The sequence below is a fragment of the Flavobacterium ginsenosidimutans genome, assembly GCF_003254625.1.
Lineage (GTDB): Bacteria > Bacteroidota > Bacteroidia > Flavobacteriales > Flavobacteriaceae > Flavobacterium > Flavobacterium ginsenosidimutans.
On sequence record NZ_QJRJ01000080.1, the window covers coordinates 67,406 to 93,283 of the forward strand.

Annotated in this window: 22 protein-coding genes; all 22 read right to left on the reverse strand. The window is 32.8% G+C overall.

The window, feature by feature from the left end; all coding sequences use genetic code 11:
- Window positions 1-2: 2 nt before the first annotated feature.
- Window positions 3-3,629 (reverse strand): SusC/RagA family TonB-linked outer membrane protein, encoded by a 3,627-nt coding sequence (locus DM444_RS16640; RefSeq protein WP_111288661.1) that lies wholly within the window; start codon window positions 3,627-3,629, stop codon window positions 3-5.
- 136 nt (window positions 3,630-3,765) lie between these two features.
- On the reverse strand, window positions 3,766-4,914 hold the full coding sequence (locus tag DM444_RS16645; protein ID WP_111288663.1) for a FecR family protein: 1,149 nt from the start codon (window positions 4,912-4,914) through the stop codon (window positions 3,766-3,768).
- A gap of 199 nt (window positions 4,915-5,113) precedes the next feature.
- On the reverse strand, window positions 5,114-5,683 hold the full coding sequence (locus DM444_RS16650) for an RNA polymerase sigma factor (RefSeq protein WP_111288665.1): 570 nt from the start codon (window positions 5,681-5,683) through the stop codon (window positions 5,114-5,116).
- A gap of 236 nt (window positions 5,684-5,919) precedes the next feature.
- Window positions 5,920-7,110: an MFS transporter gene (locus DM444_RS16655; protein ID WP_111288667.1), complete on the reverse strand. Its 1,191-nt coding sequence runs from the start codon at window positions 7,108-7,110 to the stop codon at window positions 5,920-5,922.
- Between the two features lie 37 nt (window positions 7,111-7,147).
- Entirely contained in the window at window positions 7,148-8,368 is a 1,221-nt protein-coding gene (locus DM444_RS16660; protein ID WP_111288668.1) for a DUF763 domain-containing protein, read from the reverse strand.
- Window positions 8,369-8,507: 139 nt separating this feature from the next.
- Window positions 8,508-8,960 (reverse strand): hypothetical protein, encoded by a 453-nt coding sequence (locus DM444_RS16665; RefSeq protein WP_111288670.1) that lies wholly within the window; start codon window positions 8,958-8,960, stop codon window positions 8,508-8,510.
- Between the two features lie 654 nt (window positions 8,961-9,614).
- Window positions 9,615-9,818 carry a hypothetical protein gene (locus DM444_RS16670; protein WP_111288672.1) on the reverse strand — a complete coding sequence of 68 codons (204 nt, stop codon included), beginning with the start codon at window positions 9,816-9,818 and terminating at the stop codon, window positions 9,615-9,617.
- Window positions 9,819-9,873: 55 nt separating this feature from the next.
- Window positions 9,874-11,274, reverse strand: a complete 1,401-nt coding sequence (locus DM444_RS16675) for an exopolysaccharide biosynthesis polyprenyl glycosylphosphotransferase (RefSeq protein WP_162614988.1) — start codon at window positions 11,272-11,274, stop codon at window positions 9,874-9,876.
- The gene (locus tag DM444_RS16680) at window positions 11,258-11,662 is read right to left on the reverse strand and encodes a VanZ family protein (protein WP_111288676.1); all 405 of its coding nucleotides are present in this window, start codon (window positions 11,660-11,662) and stop codon (window positions 11,258-11,260) included. Before DM444_RS16680 ends, DM444_RS16675 begins: the two co-directional genes overlap by 17 nt.
- Window positions 11,663-11,688: 26 nt before the next feature.
- Entirely contained in the window at window positions 11,689-14,034 is a 2,346-nt protein-coding gene (locus DM444_RS16685) for a GumC family protein (RefSeq protein ID WP_111288678.1), read from the reverse strand.
- A gap of 64 nt (window positions 14,035-14,098) precedes the next feature.
- Window positions 14,099-14,866 carry a polysaccharide biosynthesis/export family protein gene (locus DM444_RS16690; RefSeq protein WP_111288680.1) on the reverse strand — a complete coding sequence of 256 codons (768 nt, stop codon included), beginning with the start codon at window positions 14,864-14,866 and terminating at the stop codon, window positions 14,099-14,101.
- 82 nt (window positions 14,867-14,948) lie between these two features.
- Window positions 14,949-15,695: a glycosyltransferase family 2 protein gene (locus DM444_RS16695; protein ID WP_111288682.1), complete on the reverse strand. Its 747-nt coding sequence runs from the start codon at window positions 15,693-15,695 to the stop codon at window positions 14,949-14,951.
- Window positions 15,696-15,855: 160 nt separating this feature from the next.
- Window positions 15,856-16,800 (reverse strand): UDP-glucuronic acid decarboxylase family protein, encoded by a 945-nt coding sequence (locus DM444_RS16700; RefSeq protein ID WP_111288684.1) that lies wholly within the window; start codon window positions 16,798-16,800, stop codon window positions 15,856-15,858.
- 9 nt (window positions 16,801-16,809) lie between these two features.
- The gene (locus DM444_RS16705) at window positions 16,810-17,628 is read right to left on the reverse strand and encodes a glycosyltransferase family 2 protein (RefSeq protein WP_111288686.1); all 819 of its coding nucleotides are present in this window, start codon (window positions 17,626-17,628) and stop codon (window positions 16,810-16,812) included.
- Window positions 17,621-18,172: a DapH/DapD/GlmU-related protein gene (locus tag DM444_RS16710; RefSeq protein WP_111288688.1), complete on the reverse strand. Its 552-nt coding sequence runs from the start codon at window positions 18,170-18,172 to the stop codon at window positions 17,621-17,623. The genes DM444_RS16705 and DM444_RS16710 overlap by 8 nt, the downstream gene beginning before the upstream one ends.
- 5 nt (window positions 18,173-18,177) lie before the next feature.
- Window positions 18,178-19,293, reverse strand: a complete 1,116-nt coding sequence (locus tag DM444_RS16715; RefSeq protein ID WP_111288690.1) for a glycosyltransferase family 4 protein — start codon at window positions 19,291-19,293, stop codon at window positions 18,178-18,180.
- A gap of 4 nt (window positions 19,294-19,297) precedes the next feature.
- Window positions 19,298-20,371 (reverse strand): glycosyltransferase, encoded by a 1,074-nt coding sequence (locus DM444_RS16720; RefSeq protein ID WP_111289252.1) that lies wholly within the window; start codon window positions 20,369-20,371, stop codon window positions 19,298-19,300.
- A 34-nt stretch (window positions 20,372-20,405) separates the two neighbouring features.
- Window positions 20,406-20,936, reverse strand: a complete 531-nt coding sequence (locus tag DM444_RS16725) for an acyltransferase (RefSeq protein WP_239455701.1) — start codon at window positions 20,934-20,936, stop codon at window positions 20,406-20,408.
- 137 nt (window positions 20,937-21,073) lie between these two features.
- Window positions 21,074-22,213 carry a glycosyltransferase family 4 protein gene (locus DM444_RS16730; RefSeq protein WP_111288694.1) on the reverse strand — a complete coding sequence of 380 codons (1,140 nt, stop codon included), beginning with the start codon at window positions 22,211-22,213 and terminating at the stop codon, window positions 21,074-21,076.
- Window positions 22,210-23,535, reverse strand: a complete 1,326-nt coding sequence (locus DM444_RS16735; RefSeq protein ID WP_111288696.1) for a hypothetical protein — start codon at window positions 23,533-23,535, stop codon at window positions 22,210-22,212. Before DM444_RS16735 ends, DM444_RS16730 begins: the two co-directional genes overlap by 4 nt.
- Window positions 23,526-24,791 carry a glycosyltransferase family 4 protein gene (locus tag DM444_RS16740; protein WP_111288698.1) on the reverse strand — a complete coding sequence of 422 codons (1,266 nt, stop codon included), beginning with the start codon at window positions 24,789-24,791 and terminating at the stop codon, window positions 23,526-23,528. Before DM444_RS16740 ends, DM444_RS16735 begins: the two co-directional genes overlap by 10 nt.
- The gene (locus DM444_RS16745; protein WP_111288700.1) at window positions 24,788-25,867 is read right to left on the reverse strand and encodes a glycosyltransferase family protein; all 1,080 of its coding nucleotides are present in this window, start codon (window positions 25,865-25,867) and stop codon (window positions 24,788-24,790) included. Before DM444_RS16745 ends, DM444_RS16740 begins: the two co-directional genes overlap by 4 nt.
- Window positions 25,868-25,878 lie beyond the last annotated feature (11 nt).

Consider the following 25,878-nt stretch of genomic DNA (forward strand, 5'->3'; position numbering starts at 1 on the left):
TTTTAAAGAGTAAGATTAAAGCCAAATAAATACGTTTTCGGCAATGGTAAATTACGTGTGCCAGAATTTGCGCTATAAACTTCTGGATCGATACGATTGCCAGCAGCACTCCAATACCAAATATTATTCATTTGGAAAGTGAATTTAGCTGAACTCATTTTTATTCTATTTGCAAAGTCTTTAGGCAAATTATAGCTCAACGAAATGTTTCTCAATTTGATGTAATCGCCATCAACAACATTTGCGCTTGAATTTCTCCATTGGCTGCTGATTGTTGTAGCATAATTTCGAACACTTTCGTCTAAATCTACATATAAACGGGTATTTCCGTTTGGATTAGCATCTGTGTAACGGTCTGCAATGCCAGAAAGGTTCACAGCATCTGAATCCATTGCTAAAACTTCTTTACGCATTACATTTCCTCCAGAGAAAACAAACAAGAAATTTAAATCGAATTGTTTATAAGAAAATCGCTGAGACAACGAACCTGTATAAGTTGGTGTCAAACTTCCCATATTTACTAAAGCATCTGGATTTGTAACCGATTTTATACTGGTTGAAATTGGATTTCCATTTTCGTCAAAAGTAATTGACGGATTCCCCTCTTCATCCAAAATATATGGATATCCATTAACAGTTCCGCCATATTTGTAAGCGTATAAACTATTGTATGCTTCGTTTTCTAAAAAGTAATCAATTGGCGAGCTAACATAAACAGAAGCCGTTGATTGTGCTCTTGTTACTTTTTTTACGGTTGTTTTGTTAAAGGCTAAAACTGCATTTGAAGCTATTTTAAAGCTACCATTATTAAACCATTCTGAACCTAAAGTAAATTCAACACCTTTGTTCATTAAAGCTCCTGCATTAATTCTTCTTGATAATGCACCAACTGTAGGATCTAAATCTGTTGTTGCCAATAAATCAGTGCTGTATTTGCGGTAGATATCAATTGTACCATTCAGCTTAGTTCTGAACAAACTATAATCAATACCAAAATTGGCACTCTGTGTTTTTTCCCATCTCAACATTGGGTTTGGCTGCGATGTGATATTAGTATATTGCAGAGATTGATATAAGTTATCGTTTTTGATAGTCGCTGTAATATAAGGAGTTGTACTCTGATCTATATTTCCGTTAATACCGTAAGTAGATCTTAATTTCAGCATACTCACCCATTTTACCTCTTTCATAAAATCTTCATTGCTTATATTCCAACCTAAACCAGCTGACCATAAAGGACGGTTTTTGTATTTTGGATCTACTCCAAATAAATCTGCTCGATCTACACGGTAACTTCCTGTAATATTATATTTAGATAAATAAGTATAACTCGCCGTACTAAACATTGAAAAATAACGGTGTAAAACTTCTGTTTGCGTTCTTGATAAAGCAGACAAAGTTCTGTTACTTCCATAAATATAACTTGAAACTCCAGTTTGACTAAGCAAAAGGTTGTTTAATACTGAAGAACTTAATGTTACAGGATCATAACCATATCGTAATTGTTCAATAGTTCTTGGAACAAAAGTTTCACGCATTTCAAAACCTGCTAATGCATTTACAGAATGTTTTCCATCACCAAATTCTTGATTAAAATCTAATTGATTTCTAAAAGAATAATTACTTGCCTGACTGCTAGATTGTTTGTATCGTCCTCCTGCTGAAAAACCATCTACATAGGTATAAGTATTTGTAGTCGGATTATAGCCTGTCAAAGAATTAATAGCCATACGCATTCTGTACGAGTCAACAGCGTAATATTGTTCGTTATCATTTCTTCTTAATTCATATTGAAATTGCGAATTAGCGCTTAAGCCTTTCCAAATTTTAGCTTTTATGTTGGCAAAAGTTCTTAAGCTTAATGAATTTTGTTTTTCAATACCTTCTTGAAGCGCATCTAAAACATTAAATTCTGTTGATTTAAAACCACTTAAGCCTGCTAATTTTTCAGCAACGGCAGGATTAATAACACTACCAGAAGTAAAACCATCGCTAATACCCACAAATGGTGACATCACAAGGTTTCCGTTATCATCCGTTATACGCTCGTATCTTTTTTGGATATCATAATTTCCAAAAGCAGCATCGGTAACATCATCATTACTATAAGTTCCGTTTACTCCAAATGTAGCGTTTAGCCAATTATTTATTTGAAAACTGCTTTTAGCATAAAGGTTAAATGCTCGGCTGTTATTGAATTTTATACGATCTTTTGATTCGTCATAATTAAGAGAAACATAAGTATTTTGTTTACTTGTACTACCCGAAAATGCAATATTGTAGCGTTGTCTTAACTCGTTTTGCCAAACATTATCACGATAATCTTTTATGTAATCGTTTTTTCTCCATTGTGCAATAGTACTGTCGTAAGTCGCATTATCAATTTTTCCTTCTTCTAAATTTCTGTTCAATTGATAAAGCGGACTGTAATATTTCATACTGCTGCTTCCAATATCTCCATAACTGCTAAACATTGTAGATGTGTCTGCAAATCTTGCTCTTTCTCTATCGTAAACTGCCTGCTCAAAATCGATCAATTCGCTTGTAGAAGCATAATTCATATCTCTTAAATTTGGCTTTGTAGAAATAAAGAAATCTGAATTGATGCTAACTTTTAATTTACCATTTCCTTTTTTAGTAGTTAAAACAATAATACCGTTTGCCGCTCTCGAACCATAAATAGAAGCCGCAGCCGCATCTTTTAGAACGTCAACACTTTCAATATCATACGGATTAATATCATCTAAACTTAATTCTGTTGGCAAACCATCTATTACCAAAAGCGGAGTGTAACCAACCTGAGAAGAAAAAGTTCCCATACCTCTTAATATAGGTTTATCTGAGTCAGATCCAGTTACATTTTTTTGAAACATCAAACCAGCAACACGTCCTTCAAGCGCACTTGATAAATTTGAATTGATATTTTCGTTTAATGTTTTTTCGTCAACTTTAGAAATTGCTCCAGTAAAATTACTTCTTGCAATAGTTTGGAAACCAGTAACTACAACTTCTTTCATTGTCGAAACTTTGTCATCAACAACAAGCGTCATTTCGCTTCGCCCATTGATTGAAAAAGTCTTTTTCTCGATTGTTAATCCTGAACAATCCAGTACTCCAGTTGGAGACACTTTATCAAAAGCAAAACTTCCGTCAAAATCTGTTACGCTGGTTCTATTTGTTCCCCAAATAGTTACCGATACACCTGGAAAAGGTTCATTTCTATTATTTACTACCTTTCCTCGTATATCGATTAGTCCGTTTCCCCGCTCCTCCTCTTTTGAAGCAGTTACCACAATCGTTTGATTTGCAAGGTTATATTTTACACTTTGATTTCTAAAAATTTGATTTAAAGTTTCATTCAGACTAGCATTCTTAGCATTAATAGTTACAGGTCTTGAATCCTTAAGCAATTTCTGAGTATAAAAAACTTCGTAATTGGCTTGTTTAGCCACTTCTTTTAGAACTTTTTCAAGAGGTGCCTCTTTAAAATTGATGGTAATATTCTGAGCTTGGCTTGTATAACTGCAAAACAACATAAACAAGGCACATAATAGAGTCAGAAAATTAAATTTAGGAATCTTTTTTTTAGTTTTTTTGTAAGGTTTTTTTGGTTGTAAATTAAATTTCATACATTTACATTTGGTTATAGTTAAACAATAGTGGACAACTTATATTGGCTATAAACTTTTACAACAACCAGAAGCATCGCAACTGCCTCTGGTTTTTTAGTTTATAGACTCAATATAATCGGTTAAATAAAAGATCTTACGGATAAACAATAATCGTTTTTCCTTCAACCTTAAATTTTATATTACTTAGCTCAAGTACTTTTAATACTTCAGACAAATTTTTATTTCTAAATGTTCCTCCGTTAAATCTCACGTCTGAAACATCACCGCGGTATTCGACTTTAATTCCGTACCAGCGTTCTAATTGTTTCATTACCGATTTCAAGTCGGCATTATCAAATTTAAATCGGCCATTTGTCCAAGCAATTGCTGCTTCGGTATCGACTTCTTTAACTGTAATTTTAGTCGAATTCTCTGTTATATTAGATTGCTGACCTGGTTTTAAAATTGCTGTTTGATTTCTGAAAGCAACCGCAACACTTCCTTCCAATAAAGTTGTTTTTATAATAGCTTCATTATTATAAGCATGAACATTAAAATGTGTTCCTAAAACTTGTATCTTCTGATTATCTGATTTTACGATGAAAGGCTTGCTTTTATCTTTGGCAACTTCAAAATAAGCTTCTCCTTCTAATTCTACGGTTCTTTCATCTCCATTAAATTGTGTAGGATATTTGATAGAAGAAACTGCATTTAAGAATACTTTAGTTCCATCTGCCAAAACAATATTATATTGTCCGCCTGTTGGCGTAGAAAGTGTGTTAAATGAATTTGCATTTTCTTTCGAAGAATCAGCGTTTGGATTTATCACATAAGTAATTACTCCATTAGCATCCATTTTTATTGTAACCTCATCTTCTTCGCCTTCTTTTGCAATAATATCTTTAGCAGATACATCAGACAAAACAATTTGTTTTCCATTAGAAAGCGTTAAGATTCCTTTATTTCCTCCAGGTGCAATGTCTTTAGGTTTTTCAACAACTTGAATTTTTTCTTCTTCTTTTACTTCCGATTTTGTAAAATAGAATATTCCGCTACCTAATAATAAAGCAACAGATGCTGCAACAGCAACGCGCGGCCAAAGACTAACTACTTTTGCTTTTTGTGCCAATGGCAACTTCGATTTCAAATGTTCGTAACTATCTTCCAGTTCATATTCGCTAAGCTGTCTGTTACTATTTGAAGCTTTATGTAAATACCATGCCTCAAGTTTGTCCTTATCTTCATTAGATAAAGTTCCTTCTTGGTATTTTTGCAGCAATGCTAAGATTTCTGATTCATTCATAATTACAACACGAAATTTTGTCCCGTTTTTAAGTAAGACAGTTAGAAATGGGTTTTGTCATAGGCAATGACAAAAAAAAATTAAAAAAATATTATTTTATAGTTAACAGATTAAGAGCTTCAAAGCCTTTCTTTCTATTAATGAGCACATTACAAACAGAATGCATCAAAAAAAAATTATCGAAAAATTTGCAATAATTTTACCAGATAAAAACATTAAGCGCGGTTTTTAGTTTCTCACGCAGAATTTTTACTGAATTGTAAACTTGCTGTTTTGCAGTTTTATCTGTTATATTCAATTGATTTGAAATTTCGTCATACGAAAGCTCTTCTACTTTTCTTAGCAGAAATACTTCTCGCATTTTTTCAGGGAGTAAAGCAATTTCTTTTGCAATAATGGCTTCTAATTCTTTTTCTCTAAGTTTAGAATCTGCGAAGACATATTCGTTTTCAATAAAATTTGAAATAGAATCGGCATAACGCGAAACCACTTTTTCGTGAGCGATATGATTAAGAATTCTATTTTTTACAGCTTTGTATAAATAAGAAGAAAGAGATCCAGTAACCGCCAATTCGTAACGTTTGTTCCAAAGTGATAAAAATACTTCTTGAACAACATCATTTGCTTCATCATGTCTTCCAAGCAATTTATAAGCATGATTAACGAGAATTCGGGAATACCTTTCGAAGATTTCTGTATAGGCCAATTGATCATCTTCTTTAAGAAGATTTAATAGAATATGATCAGCATATTTGCTATAAACAGACATTAATTATTAAAAAGTGAGGATCAAAAACGCAATATTAAACATTTTTTATGTTAAAAGCCAAAACATTATTAAGTTTTAAAAAGCGCAAAGGATTTCGTTAACTTTTTTGCATAAATTTCAATATGATTAATCTTAATAATATTGAATTGAAGGATTATAGTTTCAAAAAAACCGATTTCATTTTCATCAAAACACAAAAAAAGCCTGTAAATTATTTTACAAGCTTTTCCTTTATTTTACTCTAATTCTTTCTTAAGATTTTTTTTGAGACGTCTAGTCCAATAGGTCAGATATACAACACCTAAAATTATAATCAGTATATCAAATTTCAAGATTTGCGGTATGCGCATTATGAGATCGTTATAATAACTTCCTCCAATAAGAGCCCCGCTACCAATTCCAAGTTCCATCGAAATATACATTGTTGCAACCGCTTTTCCTCGGTGATCTGGATTACTCAAATCAATAGTCCAGGCACTAATCGCTGGCGATAAAATTCCAGTTCCAATTCCGTAAAACCCTGCTCCTACCAAAAGCATTTGAATATTTCTGCCTTCGCTAATGACAAAAAGCGCAAAAGCTGTAATAATTAAACCTGCAAATATTACGCTTGTACGTCCGTGTCTATCTGAAACCTTTCCTGCAAAAAAACGAACTAAAACCGACGTCACCGTAAAAGCGGTAAAAAACAGTCCTTTGTTTTGTGCGCCAAGATGTTCGCTCCAATCTGGAATTAAAGTTAATATTAATCCGAAAGCGGTATAAGATAGAAAAGTTATAATTCCGGCTGGAAATACATTTCTATCCACGATATCTTTTCTGCCAATAATGAACATTGATTTATTTAATTTCTCTTTTACTTTCAAGGTTTCTTTCATATTCATTACAATAATAATAGATAAAAAAGCCAGAAACGACGAACTGTAAAACATAACATTCATTCCGTAAGCATTTACAATCATACTTCCTACTGCTGGACCAAGTGCCCCTCCAATGCTGAAACATAATCCATGCATTCCGAGTGCTTCTCCCCATCTTTTCTGCGGAATAATATCTGCTACATAAGCCGATGTTGATGTTGGTTTAAACCCAGTTGAAAAGCCATGAACCAAACGCAGAAATAAAAATCCTGAAACTGAACTTAAAATTGGATAAAGAAATCCGCATACCACACATACCGAAGATCCAATTGCCATAACAGGAACACGTCCCCATTTGTCTGTTAGCTTACCGCTAAAAGGACGAGAAATTGCTGCTGTTAATGTAAATAAGGAAATAATAAGTCCTTTGTATTCTGCACCTCCTAAACTGCTTAAATAATTAGGAAGTTCTGGTATCATCATATTAAAGCTTGATGAAAACAATAGGGAACTCAAGCAAAGTAAAATGAATTGTAAGGTATAAATTGATTTTTCGTTTTGTGACATTATAGGCAAAAAAATAGAGAATTATAATTTGTATTTTTTAGAATAATTCCAATTGATTATTCGGATTGTTTGGTTTCTTTTTTGGAGGCTTTGCATCTCCAAAAACGGTCTTTCCTCCATATTTATAAGACTCTTCTCTTTCTCTTTGAATTAAAGCATCAAAATTAGAATTGGGTGTAAAGCTTTCTTCTGCTTTTCGCGAAATTTCAGATAATTTATGGATCGCATTTATTTTATCGCTGTTGCCAATTTTAGCACGATTGATTGCTCTTTGCAAAGTATCGATTGTTTCGTCATAAATTTTAACAGGAACAGGAAACGGATGTCCGTCTTTTCCTCCGTGGGCAAATGAAAAACGTGCAGGGTCTTCAAATCTAGTTGGGGTTCCATAAATTATTTCGCTAACCAAAGCTAATGATTGCAAAGCTCTTGGTCCCATTCCTTTTAAAAGTAAAAGTTCTTCAAAATCTTCTGGCTTATTTTCATGAGTTGTCCAAAGCATTGCTCCAAGCCTTTTCATGTTCACATCTTCCATTCTTACATCGTGATGCGCTGGCATAGAAAGATGCTGCATTTCTTTTATAATTTTTGTTGGAGATTCTTTTACCAACTCTAAAATTCCTTCTCTAGATTTCGTTGCGGCATCGGCAGTAAGATTTAAAATATTCCCTTGATTTTCGCCATAAATAAAAGTATGCGGTTCATTTATAAAAGACTTCAAATCTTGCGAATGCCAGTGGTATCTTCTTGCAGTTTTAGAATTCGGGTTCATTCCCTGCTGAATTACAGCCCATTGTCCTTTATTATCAACAATAAAATTATGCTGATACAACTGGAATCCGTCCTGAATGGCTGTATTATCGACTTTTGCTGTTAGTCGGCTGCAGCTGGCAAGATTAATTCCGTCAAGACCTGTTTTTTCTCCCACAAATAAAAGTTCTTGGGGCGTTAGCATAGAGTGTTTTCCTTTGCCTCCGCAAATGTAAATTCCGAGTTCTTTTGAATGCGGATTTACAGCTTTTTTTAATGCGCCAAGCACAGAAGTTGTAATTCCAGATGAATGCCAGTCCATTCCCATAACTGCACCAAAACTCTGAAACCAAAAAGGATTACTTAATTTACTTATAACTTCAGCAGTAGAAAATTCCATTGCAATCGTTTCTACAATTGCAAAGCCAAGTTTAGACATTCGTTCGGCAAGCCATAATGGAACATGTCCATAATGTAGAGGAAGATCTGCCGTGCCTGAACGTTTCATTTTCTAAGATTTGTATTTTGCAAAAATACGCAAAATACTATAAAGCATTTGTTTAAAAAGCAGTTCAGCTTATCAAATAAAAAAAGCCTTAAACAACAAGTGCTTAAGGCTTTTTCGCAAAAATGAACTACTTATACGATTACATCATAAAAAACAAAGCTCTCTGAAGCACTTCGAGCTCTTTTTCATGCATTTTATTTTTACCGAATTTCTTTTTAGATAGTTTTGGAAGTAAAGATGCGGGTTTTCTTAAATACATTTTCAAATCTTCAAAAATTTCTGTTTTATTTTTTGAAGCATCAATTAATAGTAAGTCCTTGATTTCTTCTATCATAGATAAACCATTATACAGATGCTTACTGAATAAACAAACTATAAAATTTGAATGTAACCCTCCTAGTTCGAAAAAATCCAACAGCTCTGAATATTCATATACTACAAATACAGAATGATCAAAGTTCGTTGCTTTATTTTCATTTTTCAACAAAAAGGAATCCTCAGAAAATTCAAATTCATCTTTAAATTTTCTTTTAAACATCTTTAGAAAAACTCCTTTATTATCGCGAACTAAAACTCTTTCTTTTTTAACCATCACTTAAAAATTAGCATTTATTTTTCCTACAATCGATTATAACACACATTGTCTGAGCTTCAGCATGATCTCATACCGAAACTCCATAGAAATAAATAATCCTTATGTTCCTTCGAATAAGGAACCAAAAGATATATTTATAACTGAACTTGAACTTTACTCCGCTTTGGAGTAAAATGACCAGATCAGTAAACAAACGCCTATATGTAAACGAACTTTTCAAAAAATTAAATTGATGATTAATCACAAACCGACGTGATTGAAAATTTTGGAATTAAAGTTTAAAACGAATTAAATAATAAAAATCAATAATAAAGGATGATAGAAAAGATTGTCTGCAATAGTTTTAAGACTGCCAATTGCAATCAAAAAATGCAAATCAATAATTTAGGAGTATAAAAGAATGTTTTACTACAATCTATAATTTAAAATAAATCCAAAAGTATTGAGCTCGATAACTTAGTCGTGCCCAATACTTCCGAATTTAAATTATAATCGCGTAAACTTTTAACTACTGTTTATTTTACTTGTTGTAGGTGTTTAAGTAAAAAATGAAAGTAACAAATAGGATTACTTTATTTCATGTAAACAGTAGGCTTATTGGATTTAATCCACAAGCAATCAAGAAAAAAATCTAACTAAAAATAATAAATACTAAACGCCAACATTAACATTTGGAGTTTCAGTAGAACTCAAAGTTTTTAGCTTTTTAATTTTATCATTCAATTTTAGAACTCTGTCCAATTGTTTTTGTTGAATAGTATATTTAGTATAGTACTTATACCACTCTTTTCCGATAAAAAAGGTTGTCACAGAAACTCCTGTAAGCAAGCCTATTAGGTAATTATTAATATCCATGATTATTAGTTTATTAGTTTAATTTTAAGTTTAATATTTAGTTTATTTTATTAGTTTAAAAAGCATTTTTATCTCCTTTTAGAGTTACAATAACAGTCAAAAAACAAATTTTAATGTCTTTGATTAAGCTCCAGCGCTGCACATATTCTATGTCTGTTGTAACGCGTCGTTTCATATCAGATACTCTTTTGGTTTCTCCTCTAAGACCCGAAACTTGAGCCAAACCTGTGATTCCAGGTTTTACAAAATGTCGTACCATAAAATTATTAATGTGATCATTGTAATCTGATGTGTGTTTAATCATGTGCGGACGTGGCCCAACAACACTCATATTTCCAATCAAAACATTAAAAAATTGCGGCATTTCATCTAAACTTGTTCTGCGAATAAATTTTCCGATTGGTGTAATTCTGCTGTCTCCTTTTTGAGCTTGCTTACTTTCATCGCCAGAATTCATATACATACTTCTAAATTTATAACACCAGAAATGCTGATTCTTTTTACCTGTTCGCATTTGTCTGAACAGAACCGGTCCTTTACTTTGTTTTTTAATAATAATGGCTAATAATGGATACAGCCATGACAAGATGAAAACAATCACCAAAATGCTGAAAACAAGATCGAATATTCTTTTTGCCAATCGATTATAAGCATTTTGTAAAGGTTCGAAACGGGGCTTTATAACATGAAAATTATTTAAATGTGTCGAGTTGAAATGTTTTTTTGAAATGGAAGAGAAATCTGGAACAAATTTCAAACGCATACAATGTTTGTCTCCAAGCTCAAAAAAATCATTCAAATCTGAAATAAAATCAGGTTTCGAAACGATATATAATTCATTAATATCATCATTAGATGCTTTGTGGATTGCTGTGCATAAGGCTTCTGTAAAATCTCTGTTGTTTGTGTACTCAACCGAAGAGTTTTCGTTAAGAATACCAACAAAATTGATAAAGAAAGAATTACTTTCTAAATGAGAAGCCAATTCAATACTGGTTTTATTAAATCCCCAGATTGCAACAGTATATTGCTTAAAAACCCACCCTTTTATTTTTCCAATTACCAGCGTAAACAAAATTCTTGACAGCAAGAAATAAGACAATAGAAAACTCAATTGAATTAGATTTGCCTTTGTGCCAAAGAAATACAAAACATCATCTTGAAAAATGAAAATGTAACTGTGCCATAAAACTCTTTGTGTAAAGAAAGCACGCCAGCTGTTTCGGAAAAATTCATCTAAACTAAAAAGAACGTCTACTCTATACAATTGAAAATAAGTAACTGAAAACAACCAACTTAAAATTGTAATCGGAATCATTTTATTAAGAAACAAAGCATTCCAGCCAACTTTTTCTTCAATCGCAAAATTCAAAAATATCATTGTGCCAAGTACCATCGCAATCATGTCTGCAAAGGCACAACACATTATGAAAGTAAATTTATGTCTGTTTCGCATTTTTTATCTTTTTCAATAAATTATAACCTAATGCTCCAATTAAACTTCCTGCAATTCCATAAAAAACGTCCATAAAATCGGGGCTTCTCCTTTCTATTATAAATTGGCCTCCTTCTGCTATACATGCGATCACTCCAGCAATACCAATATTTTGTATAAAACTTAAATTTTTAAAATAATCCACATTGTTTTCTGTATATGCTTCTAACAAAAAACCTACAGCTAAAAAAGGAACAGCAGTACGCAAATTGTAATAATGATTGCTCCAATTTAAAAGCCATCTTGGCAAATAGTGCTCACTCGCAAAACCAGGATCAGGCAGCCACGAAAAATAAAAAACGGCACCAACAACGAAAAGCAATAAAACCAGAACTATTTTATGAATCATTTTATACTATTTGATTTCAGTACATTTTAGGCCTCTTTTATTTTAAGACCTCTTTTATACCAGGGTTTCTTTATTCCAGATTCTTTATACTGATAACCATAACTTACGCCATAATTATAACCATATCCGTAAGCGGTTTTCAGATTTACTCCGTTTATAACAACCCCGACATTTTTTAACTGACCTTTTTTAATGAAATTGTTTATATGAACTAAATTACTTTTATCTGTATAATCATATTTTACCACAAATACTGTTACATCTGCCAAATGACTGAAATTTAGCGTATCAGATACGATTTGAACTGGCGCAGTATCTAAGATGATAAAATCATAAAGTGTTTTTGCTTCTTCAATTAAGGATTCAAAATTTGAATTGGTTATTAATTGAGATGGATTAGGCGGAGCTTCTCCTGCGAATAAAACATCAATATTTTTAGAAAAATTATTCTCTTTATGAAGAAACTCTTTCCAGTCATCTGCTTTATTGGCTAAGAAATTTGAAAGTCCTGGCACGTTTCTATCAACATTGAAATAATCATGCAGCTGAGGGTTTCTCAGATCGACGCCTATCAGCAATGTTTTCTTGTTTAAATTGCTGCTTGTTATTGCACTGTGAAAAGCACAAAAGGATTTTCCTTCGCCTTGAATAGCTGATGTAAAGAGTACTACTCTTCCTCGATTTTCTTCTTTCCTAGGCAGTAAATAAGATATATTAGATGCTAAAGCCCTCGAAGCTTCTGCAATCATAGAACGAGAAGTAGCTGTATTGTCTAGCTTGTCATTTGTGCTTATTTTAGGAATATTCCCCAAAATAGGGATATTATTAATTATTTTTTGGATGTCTTCCTCGTTATGCACTTTGGTATCAAAGAATAAACGAACGTAGGTAATTCCGAAAGGAACCAACAACCCAAACATAAATGCGCCAAGCATAAATACTTTTGGCTGTGGAAAAATTGCAGAATAATTGGTTTCTGGTGCATTTAGAGTTTTTAAATTTGATTCTAAAATGGCTCCGTTTAAAACTGCTTCTTCTTTCTTTTGTAATAATGCTACATACGTTTCTGCTTTTAGACTAAGATTGCTATTGATTCTTCCCAATACTTTATCGTTTGTTGGAATGCTTTTTACTTTTGCTTCAGCAATACTTTGTTCTTCTCTATTTACTCTACTGTTTTGATTTAGAAAATTCAAATAACCTTCTAAAGTATTTAAGATTTCTTGTTTTTGAGTTTTCAGCTGCGTCATCAAACTGATGTATGCCGGATTGTTTTTCTGCGCTCTTTCTAAGATCAGCTGGCTTTCCATCAATTTTTGATTGTAATTAACAAGCATTTGATTAACAGTAGGCGAATCTAAATTATAATCTGTTCCTAAAGTTTGCGCAGGCCCCGATTGTTTAATGTCATTAATTGCAAAAGCAGCTTGTGATATTTGTCTTTCATTAATAGAAGCGGTTTCTTTTTTCTGACTTCTGTCGGCTGTTTTTTCAACAATATAATTGTCCATTACGCCAATATCATTGTTTTGCAGATATCTTTCTTTTTCGCTTTCAATAGAATCTTTTTCTTTGGTAAAACTTTTAATTCTTTGATTCAAATAAGAAACTGTATTTCTAAATACTTTCTGTTTGTTGAGCACAATATTTTTATCCAGTAAAACAATAATTTCGTTCAATATTTTTCTAGAACGGTCTGGAGTTGATCCAATATGTTTTAACTCGATGACACCTTTTGCAGTTTCATCAGATGCAACAAGAAGTGATGATTTTAAGTTTTTTAAAGCAATAATCGTAGGTTCAAGAGTTACTTTATATTCTTTGTCAAAATAAAGCGACGGATTCTTTTTTGCTTTCGCAGATAATTGGATTTTAAATGGCAAACCTTTTACAGCTTCGTTTCCTTTATATCCTTTAACGGTATAACTGTTTTCGGTATCTGTTTCTGTTACAACAAATCCGTTTTCATTTATTTTAATTTCATAAGAAACTAGTGGAAGCGAATCATTAGAAACTGTTGGTATTAAAGCGAAAGGCAAAACATTTATATAATTGTTCTGAACTGTATAAACCTTTTCGTAATAGCTGTAATTTAAATTCAAATTCTTAACTACGTCCAACAAAAACTCATTAGAAGTCATTAATCTTATTTCATCTTCTAAATTATCTTCACTACTGCTTTTATCTGTACTGATGGTAATAATTTTTGTTTTGTCTTCTTGTTTTTTGTCAATCAAGATTGTAGCTGAAGTTTCGTATGTTGGCGGAACAATTTTTATAAAGATAAAAGCAGCTCCAACAAATAAAATTAAGCTTAGCAAAAACCAAGGCCAGTAACGTAAATACTTTAAAAATTCTTTTTTAAAATCCATAACTATTTATATTAATTCAGTCGCGTTAATAACAATAAGTGTATTTCTGAACTTCTTACTGTTTTTAATTATTTACAATTAATAAAATCACTGCAGTAAGAGAAGCTGCGATACCCAATACTTGTATCGGATCTTTTATTAAACCTCCACTATTTACTTTCAGTTTATTTGCTTCTACGATTATAACATCGTTTTGTCTTATTCTATAATTCGGATTTGACATCCAAGAAGCACTCGTTAAATCAACATGAAAAACCAAACGTTTTCCATCTACTTCTCTAATCAGTTTTACATCTTTACGTATTGCAGAATAAGTTAAGTCTCCCGCCAATCCAATTGCATCAAGTAAACTAATTGATTCTTCGCTAAAAGGTTTTACTCCAGGAGCATTTACTTCTCCCAAAATCGTAAACTTGTTATTCAGCACTCTACATTGAACCGTTGGGTTTACCAGATAATTTTCGTTTATAAGGCGTTCTTTTATTTTGATTTCTACATTGGCTGGAGTTAAACCTCCAACTTTCACTTCATTCAAAATTGGCATCATAATATTTCCTTGCGGATTAACTAGATAACCTGACAACCTCATCATTTCTACAGATGTTTGTCCATTAGTTGCTGAAGTCATATTAAATGGCGCAGCCACTACTGGATTTATATCTCCAATATCTATTTTTAAGATATCGTTAGGCTGTATTTTAGGCGATGTATAATTTAAAGTTGAGTTTGCATAACTGTCTAAATCTTGTAAATACAGTATTTCTTTCCTGGTAGTACAAGATTCAAGCATTAATAAAATCAATAAAATTATAGGAAAGAAAAATTTCTTCATTTTAATCGGTATATATAGTTTACTTAATACTCTAAATTCTATTGGGATAAATAACTAAAATGAATAGTATTTATCTTTTTTATTAATGAGTAATGTACTGCCTCAAAGCCATACTCTTTTTAAGAAATACAGCCTGAACTGCAGTTAAACCATGATATTTATAGATTTTATAATCTTCATTCAGCACTTCAAGAGCAGTTTTAAAACTGGTACTCATACCTCCCATTCTCATCTTTACAATATACTTGTCGATGTAACTCATCTTGATTTTGTATTTGTACAAGTAGCGAAGCAAAAATTCTGTATCAGACGCTATTTTAAAATCAAGATTGTATAAACCATGTTTATCGATGATATCTTTTTTCAAATAAACTGTTGGATGCAGAGGCAGCCATCCGCCTTTTACTTTTTTAAGACTAAAAACGCCTCCAATTCTATCACGAACCAAACGCTCGTCTGTATCGTTGGTCACGTAAACACCGTCACCATAAATACCATCTATCGAAGAATCGGCATTAAAACGAGCTGCAATTCTTGAAATAGCTTTTTTATCAAAAAACTCATCGTCAGAATGCATAAGTCCAATTACATCTCCGGTTGCCAGTTTTAATCCTTTGTTTATTGCGTCGTACATACCTTTGTCAGGTTCAGAAATAAATTGGCTTATTTTATCACGATAAGACTCAATAATTTCTTTTGTTCCGTCTTTAGAATTGCCATCAACAATTATGTATTCGATATCAGGATAATTTTGAGACAATACACTTTTGATCGCTTTTTCAATCGTAGCTTTTCTGTTATAACAGACTGTGATTATGGTAATTCTCATAATAATTACATTTTAAGGTGAAAATTTTTCATAATTATAAGGTAAAGCTAAAACAAAAGAATGCCACTAAAAAAAGTTCTCGACGAAGCACCACAATCCTCGTTAAAACCCTAATTTTTGAATATTAATGTCCTTAATAAGGAAATTTTAAAAAAGAAAATCATTGATTTAACAATAACTTTTCGAAATAACTAATTGTCGAAACCAAACCTTCACGCAATTGAATTTTAGGCTCCCAACCGTTCAATTTATTTTTTGCCAAAGAAATATCTGGCTGTCTTTGTTTGGGATCGTCTTGCGGAAGATCTAGATAAATAATTTTCGATTTCGAATTGGTCAGTTCAATAATAGCTTGCGCCAATTCTAACATGGTAAACTCATTTGGATTTCCTAAGTTAACTGGTCCTAAAAAATCTTTTTCAGAATTCATCATTCTTACCATGCCTTCTACTAAATCATCAACGTATTGAAAAGAGCGCGTTTGCAATCCATCACCAAAAATGGTAATGTCTTTTCCTTGCAAAGCCTGAACGATAAAATTCGAAACCACTCTTCCATCTCCTGGATTCATATTTGGTCCGTAGGTATTGAAGATTCTGATGATTTTGATTGCCACTTTATTTTGATTGTGATAATCCATAAATAAAGTTTCCGCACATCGTTTTCCTTCATCATAACAGGAACGAATACCAATTGGATTAACATGTCCCCAATAATTTTCGGTTTGAGGATGTACCAAAGGATCTCCATAAACCTCACTCGTACTGGCCTGAAGCACTTTAGCATTCACACGTTTTGCCAATCCTAACACGTTAATAGCTCCCATTACAGAAGTTTTTATCGTTTTAATCGGATTATATTGGTAATGTACAGGAGACGCAGGACAAGCTAGATTATAAATTTCATCAACTTCGGCATAGTATGATTCTGTTATGTCATGGCGAACCATTTCGAAGTATGGATTATCCAGCAATTCTATAATATTAGATTTTGCTCCAGTAAAATAATTGTCTAAACAAATTACTTCATTGCCCTCATTTAATAACCTTTTGCACAAATGAGATCCTACAAAACCAGCTCCTCCTGTTATCAATATTCTTTTCATTTTTAAATTCTATTTGTTTTTGATTAAATCAATTTTAGTTTGAATCTGAAAAAAGTAATGTGACTTAAAGCGCGCCAGATAAAATCCTTCTTTGCCATCTAAAAAGCCTAATTTTAAAAAGTAAGCGCCCATAAAATAAACAACTGGCAGTAATCCTGTATTAAGAAGTCCGTATTTAATTTTTTGATTTAAAGATAAAAGCTCATTTTTAGACTGCTTAAGCTGTAAATATCTTTGTGCTTCCCAGGTAGAATAAGCATTGTGTTTATCGATATAATGCTCTAAATTTCTAAAATCCTTATGAATCACTTTTGCCGAAATAAGCCCAACTTTACCTTCAATAATAGGATGTTCGTGCACTTCCATATCTAAATGGCTCCATAAATCTTCTTCGATTTTTTCGTAAGCTCCTTTTGATTTTTTAAAAAGAGCTGACTTTTTAAATCCATAACCATATTTCAGTTTTCGACCCATGAAATAGTTTTCAAACTGAATTGTATAGCCGTTATAATTAGGATCTTGGGTTTTTATTGCTATTTCGTTGACAAATTCGTCAGTAACAAATTCGTCAGCGTCAAGAAACAAAATCCATTCGTTGAGAAGATTTGCATTCTGAAGCGCCCAATTTCTTTTTTTTGGAAATTTTCCATTCCAATTAAACTGCAGCACTTCTGCTCCCATAGCAGTTGCTATCGTTATAGTATCATCAGTACTTCCAGAATCAACTATAATTACTTGAGAAAATCGCTTTAATTTATCCAAACATGATGGTAAATTCTTAGCTTCGTTCTTAACAGAAACGATTACGGAAATAGGAATTTTATTCAAAGCTTCTAGATTTTATAAATTTGGCAGGATTACCCGCTACAATAGTATTTTTCTCGACATTTTTGGTCACTAAACTTCCTGCGCCTACAATGGCATTTTCTCCAATTGTCACTCCAGGCATGATTATAGCCCTTACACCAATAAAAACACCTTTTTGTATGGTAATTTTCTTTGTTATTAAATTCATTTCAGGCTTATCAAAAGCATGAGTTCCAGTACATAAATATACTTCCTGACCAACAGTGGCGTGTTCAAAAATTTCTACAAGTCCAAGTGTGTAAGCATTGGCACGATCACCAAGACAGGCAAAATCATGTAAAATTAGATTCCACGGAATTTGAATTCTTGCTCTTTGGTGCACAAATGGTTTTCCGTAAATTTTACATCCAAACAATTTGAGCCAAAATAATCTCCACCGATTAGCGGGTTTTGGGGTCCAACTGCAAAACAATAACCAGACATATTCCCAAAGTATCATTTTAATTCGCTGCGAAAATGACCAAGGCGAATCGTAAGGGGAATTCTGTGAATATTCTTGTTCCATTGTTTTTATTGTTTGATTTTGATTGACTCGAATTCGGTTAAAAATTCAGCCGCTAACTTTTCATTAGAATGTGTCTCATTTACCATCAATCCAGCTCTGGCTAAATCATTGATCCGATTTGGATTTTCTATTAGATCTCTCAAATAAGCATTCAAAATTTCTACTCGATTTTCTACTCGATGATCGAAACACAAACCGTTTTTTTCATGAATTAAAAAATCTTTGAAACAATCTAAATTGGAAACAATCGTTGCGCATCCCCAGCTCATGGCTTCTAAAGGCGAAACTCCAAATGTTTCTCCTTGTTCTGCTACCGACGGATAAACAAATATTGAGGCTTTTGCATAGATTTCATTTAATTTCTCGATATCAAAAACAGGCTCAAGAAATCTTACATTGCTGTTTATAGCCAAAACTTTTAATTCGTGCAGATAAGATTCTCCGCCTCCGCCAGTTTCTGTAGAATAAGGTCCTACAATAAGTAACTGCCATCCTTTAGCATCCAAAGCTGCAAATGCTTCAATTAAAATATCTAAACCTTTTTCTGGATGAATTCTTCCGGTGTAAAGTATTGTTTTTTCTTTTTTCGAAAAATCAATAGTTTTTGAATTTCTAAAAGGCAATGTATTTGGAATCATTACCACTTTATCAAAATATTCTTTTTTGATTTCGTCTTTTATTGCTTTTGCAACTGGGCTCGAATTGGCTCTTAATCTGGCACTTTTTGTGTAAAATTTCATTTGCCCTTTTGGCATTCTAGCCACATCAATCATGCACTTTTTCTTTTGGTTGGAAGGCAGAAGAATTGGCAACCAGAAAGTATTCGAAACAATTATATCTGTGCTTTTTGATATTTTTCGGACTGCTTTTAAAGTGTAAAAAAAATCCAGAACCTTAAGAAAAATTCCTGATGACGGCACTTTATAACCTTTAACTCTTATGTGATTAATCCCTCCATCATTTTCAACATCTAAAAACCCTTTATATGATTTGGAAATATAATTTACTTCGTGCCCTTTATTAACAAATTCTTTTGCCAGACCATACCACATTTTTTCTACAGCTCCGCCCAGCAAGGGAGGTACAGGAAAAAAGGCACCTTGAACTATTGTTATTTTCATTCTTTTACATCGTATTATATAATTCGACCATTTTTTTTCCGACTGTTTTTATATCGTATTTTTTGACAATTAAATCTCGTCCGTGTTTGCCCATCATTTCCAAAAGCATTGTTGGCGCATTAAAAACTTTAAATAAAGCTTTTTCTAAATTTGTAACCGAAAGATCGATCCACCAGCCACATTTGTGTATTTCTAAATCTTCCCAAGGCGTTCCGTGAGTCGTTATTACGGGTACAGCTACCGCCAAAGCTTCAGCCACAACGATTCCGAAATTTTCACTGTGAGTTGGAAGTACCATTACATCGGCAGAGCGTAAAAAATCCCATTTTTCTTCACCGTATTTTGGACCAACAAAATGTACATTTTCTAAATCTACCGTACTCTGAATCAAACTAATTACATATTCTTCTTCTCCGCTTCCTGCAATTTCGAGTGTCCAGCCTTCTGTGTTACTGGTTCTCCAAGCATCTAGCAATAATTCTATTCCTTTTTTAGGATGAATTCGAGACATGAATATCATTTTCTTTGTCCCATATTTTTCCTTCAGTTTTTTAACATCTCTCAAATGAATTCCGTTTGGAATAATATGAATTGGGTTTTTAAAACCAAGAGCCTGAAGATTTTCGGCTTCCATTTGAGCTGTTGCATGAAGGCAAAGCGATTTTTTCAAAGCACTTTTTTGGTATAAAAACAAGGCAATTTTTTTCTTTATCGGATTATGAGCCAAAATCCAAGGTTCAAGCATTCCGTGTGGCGAAACAATTACTTTAATACCAAGTTTTTGAGCTTCGTTTTGAAAAGCCCAGTTTTGAGGACTCCAGATTCCGTTAATATGAACAATATCTGGACATTCTTCTTCAAGATAAGCGCGATATTCATTGATTAAAGAAAACCAGCGCGTCATTTTGTTATTGAAAAATTTTATCTGAACGCCTTCAATTGCAATGGGTTCTTTAGATAGTCCTGTCGCAATACTAAATGATGTTACATCTTTTAATACTTTGCTCAAAAGCCGCATATATTCTGTTGTTCCTCCGCCGCTTTTATCAATACTGGCTATATAATGAATTACTTTCATGGTATGGTTGTTTTTTGGTTGTGGGAGATTTATTTTAATAAACAAAGCCTGTTTCTCTATTAAAATATTTATATTCTTTGGGTAACTCTTTGATTTCTTTTGCTGGGTTTCCTCCATACAATCGGTATGGAGTAGTAAAGTTTTTGTTTAACAATGCATTTGCACCAAGAACAGAATATGCAGGTAAAGCTGCTCCGCCTAAAATCGTTGATGCTGTTCCAACAAAACAATAATCGCCAATTGTGATCGGATTACTGTCTTGAATATTTAATTCGATATTAATGGAATGTGTTAGCAATTGACTAGAATAACCGGCTACTGTAACAAAATTTCCAACTTGAATTATGTTCGTGCAATCTATATGATGATTTTTTGTAATTGCTGAATGTTCGCCAATAATCAAATTTGATTGTCGATCTTTTTGATGTGAAAAATGTTTCGAATCTGTATTGGTTGGAAATCCTGTAATCCAATTGCCACGAGCAATACTGGAATGTTTTCCTATTTTCAATAAATCTAAATGCACTGCTACATTAAAATTACCGATGTAAGCATTCGAATCCATAATTAGTTTTTTAGGAAAAATCCAAGAAAAACCAATTCTGGATGATCTGTCAATTTCGTATTTAAAAAATTGGACTAGCATAAATCGCTTTAATGGCCAAGGCGACAAAACGGTTAATATTTTTAGCACTATCATCCTTAATTTTTAATTAATTCAACATATTGACGAATGGTATTATCAAAATCAAATCGTTTTGCATTTTTATAACCTTTCTGTATGATTTCGTCTCTAAATTTTTTGTCTTCGAATTTTCTAAATTGCATTACAAAAGCAGTAGGATCATCAGGATCAGCATAAAGTGCAGCATTTCCTCCTACCTCATCCATCATAGGCGCTTTGTTTGTTGTAATTACAGGAGATCCGCAAGCTTGTGCTTCAATTATTGGCCAACCAAATCCTTCTGAATATGATGGAAAAATCATTGCTTTCGATATTGAATAAAGTGCTACAATTTCGTCGTCGCTAGGATTTTGTATGTGCAAAACTCGATTTGAAATTTCTAGTTTTTGAATTAACTCTTGCAATTCAGCATTTAATTTCTCTCCAGCTAAAACTAAAATTCCATTCCAGTCATTTTGCAATTCATACATCATGTTGACAAGAAGTTTTCTGTTTTTGCGTTCCAAATCAGAACCTACGTGCAGAATAATTTCTTTGCCTTTTAACTGCTGATATTTTTTAAGCACTTCTTGAATTTTATCTTCCGGCAAAGGCAGAAATTTTTCAGATACAGCATTATGAATTGTTATCCATTTTTTGTTTCTATCCGGTTTATTATCAATTTCTAATAATTGATTTAATGTAAATTCAGATACCGTTGCCAGTTTTTTTGCGGTGCATAAGGCATTCAAAATTATCCTTTGTAAAACCTGTCCAGATTTTGTTGCATAACAATAAGTGTCTGCAAAACCAAGTCCAGCTCTTATTGCTAAAACATCATGACAAGTTATTATGGTTTTATTTTTAGGCAAAAAATAAAGATAAAAAGCATTTGAATGATCGCAAATATGATAGTTTACGGGTCTTCGCAAAACAAAATTTATACTTCTGAAAGATAAAAGCTCAATTGGGAAAACAAAGAATTTATCAACATAAGCCAGCCATTTTTCTAAACTAGGTTTATTGAAACTCAGCTTTCTAAATATTTCACGCGGCCGAATAGCGCTAACATTAATTTTTGATTTACTATACCCTTCCGACATTAGTGATTCAAAAATCTGCATGCTAAACTGCTTGTCAGGTTTATAATTACCAATTAGAATTATTTGAGACATCATAAAACTTCTTTCTGAAATGTATTTTCCTCTTTTTTAATGCTGGCTATTACTAAGCCCGCCATAATAACTGCATATCCTAAAATACTTGGCTGCGCCCATTGTCCTTGAGATATTGCGATACAAGCCGCTCCGCAAAGAATAAAAGGAAGCAATTTTTTTTCGTGTGGCAATCTAAAAGCCGTAATCGCCATACTTAGTGCTAAAACTATACGTAAAACCATTAGTCCGCCTCCAAAAATAATTCCTTGTTCGCCGCCCAAACGCCCAAACTCAGTTTCTGAAACTAAAAAAGATGTCTTGCCCGTCATCATTTGAGCGCCTGCATTTGTTCCCATTCCTAGATTTCCTGCAAACATTGGCTGATCAAATAAATCTGAAAGTGGTCCAAGAAATTCATTTAAGGCTCTTAAAAGAATGGAATCTTTTAAACCTCCGCCATTTACTTTATTTACAGTATCAACACGATCCATAAATACTTCTGTACCTAAACTAAAAATGCTTGAATATTTTTGAAGAAAAATAAATACAAGCGATAAAACAGCAATAATGATTATTAATTTAAATAACATTTTTCCTGTTGTTACTGAAGCTATTATCGCAAATAAACCCACTATGGCTACAGCTACAACGGCGCCTCTAGAGATCGTTAACGGTAAAGCAATAATTAAAGAAATGGTACTTGCGTAAAGTAAAATTTTGGAACAACGATCTTTTGACAGCCAAAAGTAAAAGACAAAAACAGAGACTGCTGTATAAAAAATCGATAGTCCGGATATAAACGAAAATGTTCCTGGAGGTCTGCTATATCCCATTGCTCCAGAAAATCCTGCACTTCCTTCTCCTCCAATACCAACATTTATAAAAGCGCTCTGCGGACTTGTAAATTGAAAATAAACAATTATCGTCATTAGGATATTTATTACTAGAAGAAACCTGCCTATTTTCAGCACATCCTCTTTTGTAAAAACCTGACCAATTATAAAAATCACAGGAAAATGAAGCAGCATAATTCTGGCTCCATAAATGCCTACAAATATATTTTCGTGACCAAAAGTAAAGGTCAACGCGAGTCCGAATAATGTAAATATTAGTCCAAAAATGACATAAGAATTTACAAATTTTATACCCTGATATAAAGCTCTTCCAATAATATAAATCGCAATAGGATCGCGTACGACTAATAAAGGCGTAGCCAAACTAGGTAAAATCCACTTACGCAGAGCACCTTCAAAAATCCAAAGTAAAAAATACATCCAAATGGCTATTTTAATGTATTTATAATCTGATTCTTGTACTTCTACTTGTTCAATAGCTAAATCCATTTTTCCCAATTATTTGTAAAACTTAAAGAAGAAACTGCTTCTGCCATTTCTTGTCCGTAAACCGCCCAAGGTCTAGTTTTAGCTTTGTTCTGAGCTGCAGTTCCTGCTTGTTCTAATATTTCTGGTTTTTCAAGTATCTTGTTAATTACTTCTTTCAATGCTTCAGAAGAACCTGCCGGAACAATCCAGCCATCTTCTCCATTTTTTATTAAATCTGGCCCTGCCGTACGATCTGTTGTAATTACTGGAATTCCTTGTGACATTGCTTCTGTAATTACCAATCCGAAACCTTCAAAAAGAGAAGGAAAAACAAATACATCATGTTCGCGCATGCATGCTAAAACCTGATCATGAGAAAGCGACGGAATCCAATGGTGTTTTTCTAAAGCCGTATTCAACGCCTGACAATTCGGTACCGATTTTTGCCCTACAATCGTTAACTCTACTTTGTCTTGCATTCCTTCAATGGCATCAAATAAATAGGAAATTCCTTTTCGCTGTGATAATCCGCCGATAAACAAAACTTTTAGCTTTCTATCTTTCAGTGGCTGATATTCTTTTTTTTGAGTAACTTCTGGAAAACCGTAAGGAATCACTTTTATTTCTGATAATTTCCCAGAATAATCTTCCAGTGTTTTTTTAGTAAAACTGCTTGCTACAAAAATTACATCTGCCAAAGCCAGTTCTTTATCTTTTTTACGCAGTTTTTTTGATGAATCATTAAATCCTGTAAGCGTACTCGACCAATCTGGATTTATTTCAAATTCTTTCTGCATTAATGAACGTGCACTTTTCCAATAACCAATTGGGAGATCATAAATACAATAAAGTCCTAATTGTTTTGCTTCTTCAAAAGTAGAAAGCGCGCCATCTTCAAAAGCGTATACTCCAGATAATCCGTTTTTTTTTGCTTTCGCTAAAGTATTAGCCACCCATTTATCGTGTTTTTGATAAACTCTGTCAATGCAGAAAAAACCTTTTTCGTGCGAGATTAAAAAATCCAGTTTAGCTTTTGAAGTCAACAAACGTCCAAATTCAAAAAAAGATTTTGATTTTGTATAAGGTTTCCAAGTTGTGTCTAAACTTCTTCTTTTTAAATCTTTCAACTTTGGATTACTTCCTAATTTATATAATACTTGTCCCGGAAATATGGCAATAGAGGTAAACAACTTAAAAAGCAGCTGATCTTTCAATAATCCAGTTACTAAGTTTTTTGAATTTGCATTTAAAGTTGGATGAGACACTATTACTTTCATGTTAATGAAATTGAATTAATAAACTGTGTTGCAATGCTTGGCAAATCAGAAACTTCAACTTTATTCAGAATTATATTCAGATTATTTTTTTCATATTTAATTATTTGTGGTATTACGTATTGCCCTTTTGTTGGAGTCCAATTGCGAGAAATAGAAATCGTATTGATTTGATGTTCTTTGTAAGCTGCATAAACACCACTTTTTTCTGTCTGGAAATAAGGCGTTGTAGAAATTCCAAAATCACTATCTAAAAGCACTTGAGATATTACATCTTCAGACTGGATGCCCAGCACTTCATAAGGTATTTTATAACTTTCTAAAATTGTTTTGTAATTGCCTAATTCTGGGCCATTATTGCCAATGAAAACAAATTTTATTGGTTTATTAAAAGTGGTATTTTTAATTAAATCATCAATAAAATCTTTGAAAGGAGCTCCATTGTGGATCGTTCCAAATAAAACAAATTGTGCAAATTCTGCTGCTTCTTTTTTAACTGCCGTTAAAGGTATGTTTCCGCATATTGGCAAAATCTCTGCATTGATATTGTGCGATTTAAGAAAGAACTGATAAAGCTTATTTTGAGTATTAACAGCATGTGTTCTTGTATTCTGAACAATTTTTTTTGCAATTAACTGCTGTAATTTTCCAATGCATTTGTGTCTAAATGAAGACTCTGCATCAATTCCAAGCCACAATTCGTGAAACATAATGTGCCATTTATGATTTCCTCTAATTTTTTTTAAATAAGAAGGCAGCCAGAAAGGCAATCCTTTCGGATTAAAGCTGTACGGAACATATTGCAATGAAATACAATCAGGTTCAAGATCTTTTAGAATTCGCTGCAAGTACACAAAACGCTGTTTATTATCGGCTGCAATTGGAATTCGGTGCACCATTACAGCTGTATCTTCTATTACTTGATTTTCACTAATAAAAAGAGGAGCCTGATGATCACATAAAGCTAAAATCTCAGCTTTATGACCTGATCTTATCAGCATACCACATAATCTGCGGGTATAATCACCCACACCATCATTGCCAAGTTCGGCAGATCCGCAAATGAAAAGAATGTCCATTTTTGATTTAG

What these genes read in the sequence shown, in the direction of transcription:
- DM444_RS16640 (WP_111288661.1), bottom strand. Translation starts at nt 3,629, where the DNA reads ATGAAATTTAATTTACAACCAAAAAAACCTTACAAAAAAACTAAAAAA.
- DM444_RS16645 (WP_111288663.1), bottom strand. Translation starts at nt 4,914, where the DNA reads ATGAATGAATCAGAAATCTTAGCATTGCTGCAAAAATACCAAGAAGGA.
- DM444_RS16650 (WP_111288665.1), bottom strand. Translation starts at nt 5,683, where the DNA reads ATGTCTGTTTATAGCAAATATGCTGATCATATTCTATTAAATCTTCTT.
- DM444_RS16655 (WP_111288667.1), bottom strand. Translation starts at nt 7,110, where the DNA reads ATGTCACAAAACGAAAAATCAATTTATACCTTACAATTCATTTTACTT.
- DM444_RS16660 (WP_111288668.1), bottom strand. Translation starts at nt 8,368, where the DNA reads ATGAAACGTTCAGGCACGGCAGATCTTCCTCTACATTATGGACATGTT.
- DM444_RS16665 (WP_111288670.1), bottom strand. Translation starts at nt 8,960, where the DNA reads ATGGTTAAAAAAGAAAGAGTTTTAGTTCGCGATAATAAAGGAGTTTTT.
- DM444_RS16670 (WP_111288672.1), bottom strand. Translation starts at nt 9,818, where the DNA reads ATGGATATTAATAATTACCTAATAGGCTTGCTTACAGGAGTTTCTGTG.
- DM444_RS16675 (WP_162614988.1), bottom strand. Translation starts at nt 11,274, where the DNA reads ATGCGAAACAGACATAAATTTACTTTCATAATGTGTTGTGCCTTTGCA.
- DM444_RS16680 (WP_111288676.1), bottom strand. Translation starts at nt 11,662, where the DNA reads ATGATTCATAAAATAGTTCTGGTTTTATTGCTTTTCGTTGTTGGTGCC.
- DM444_RS16685 (WP_111288678.1), bottom strand. Translation starts at nt 14,034, where the DNA reads ATGGATTTTAAAAAAGAATTTTTAAAGTATTTACGTTACTGGCCTTGG.
- DM444_RS16690 (WP_111288680.1), bottom strand. Translation starts at nt 14,866, where the DNA reads ATGAAGAAATTTTTCTTTCCTATAATTTTATTGATTTTATTAATGCTT.
- DM444_RS16695 (WP_111288682.1), bottom strand. Translation starts at nt 15,695, where the DNA reads ATGAGAATTACCATAATCACAGTCTGTTATAACAGAAAAGCTACGATT.
- DM444_RS16700 (WP_111288684.1), bottom strand. Translation starts at nt 16,800, where the DNA reads ATGAAAAGAATATTGATAACAGGAGGAGCTGGTTTTGTAGGATCTCAT.
- DM444_RS16710 (WP_111288688.1), bottom strand. Translation starts at nt 18,172, where the DNA reads ATGGAACAAGAATATTCACAGAATTCCCCTTACGATTCGCCTTGGTCA.
- DM444_RS16715 (WP_111288690.1), bottom strand. Translation starts at nt 19,293, where the DNA reads ATGAAAATAACAATAGTTCAAGGTGCCTTTTTTCCTGTACCTCCCTTG.
- DM444_RS16720 (WP_111289252.1), bottom strand. Translation starts at nt 20,371, where the DNA reads ATGAAAGTAATTCATTATATAGCCAGTATTGATAAAAGCGGCGGAGGA.
- DM444_RS16725 (WP_239455701.1), bottom strand. Translation starts at nt 20,936, where the DNA reads ATGGATTCGAATGCTTACATCGGTAATTTTAATGTAGCAGTGCATTTA.
- DM444_RS16730 (WP_111288694.1), bottom strand. Translation starts at nt 22,213, where the DNA reads ATGATGTCTCAAATAATTCTAATTGGTAATTATAAACCTGACAAGCAG.
- DM444_RS16735 (WP_111288696.1), bottom strand. Translation starts at nt 23,535, where the DNA reads ATGGATTTAGCTATTGAACAAGTAGAAGTACAAGAATCAGATTATAAA.
- DM444_RS16740 (WP_111288698.1), bottom strand. Translation starts at nt 24,791, where the DNA reads ATGAAAGTAATAGTGTCTCATCCAACTTTAAATGCAAATTCAAAAAAC.
- DM444_RS16745 (WP_111288700.1), bottom strand. Translation starts at nt 25,867, where the DNA reads ATGGACATTCTTTTCATTTGCGGATCTGCCGAACTTGGCAATGATGGT.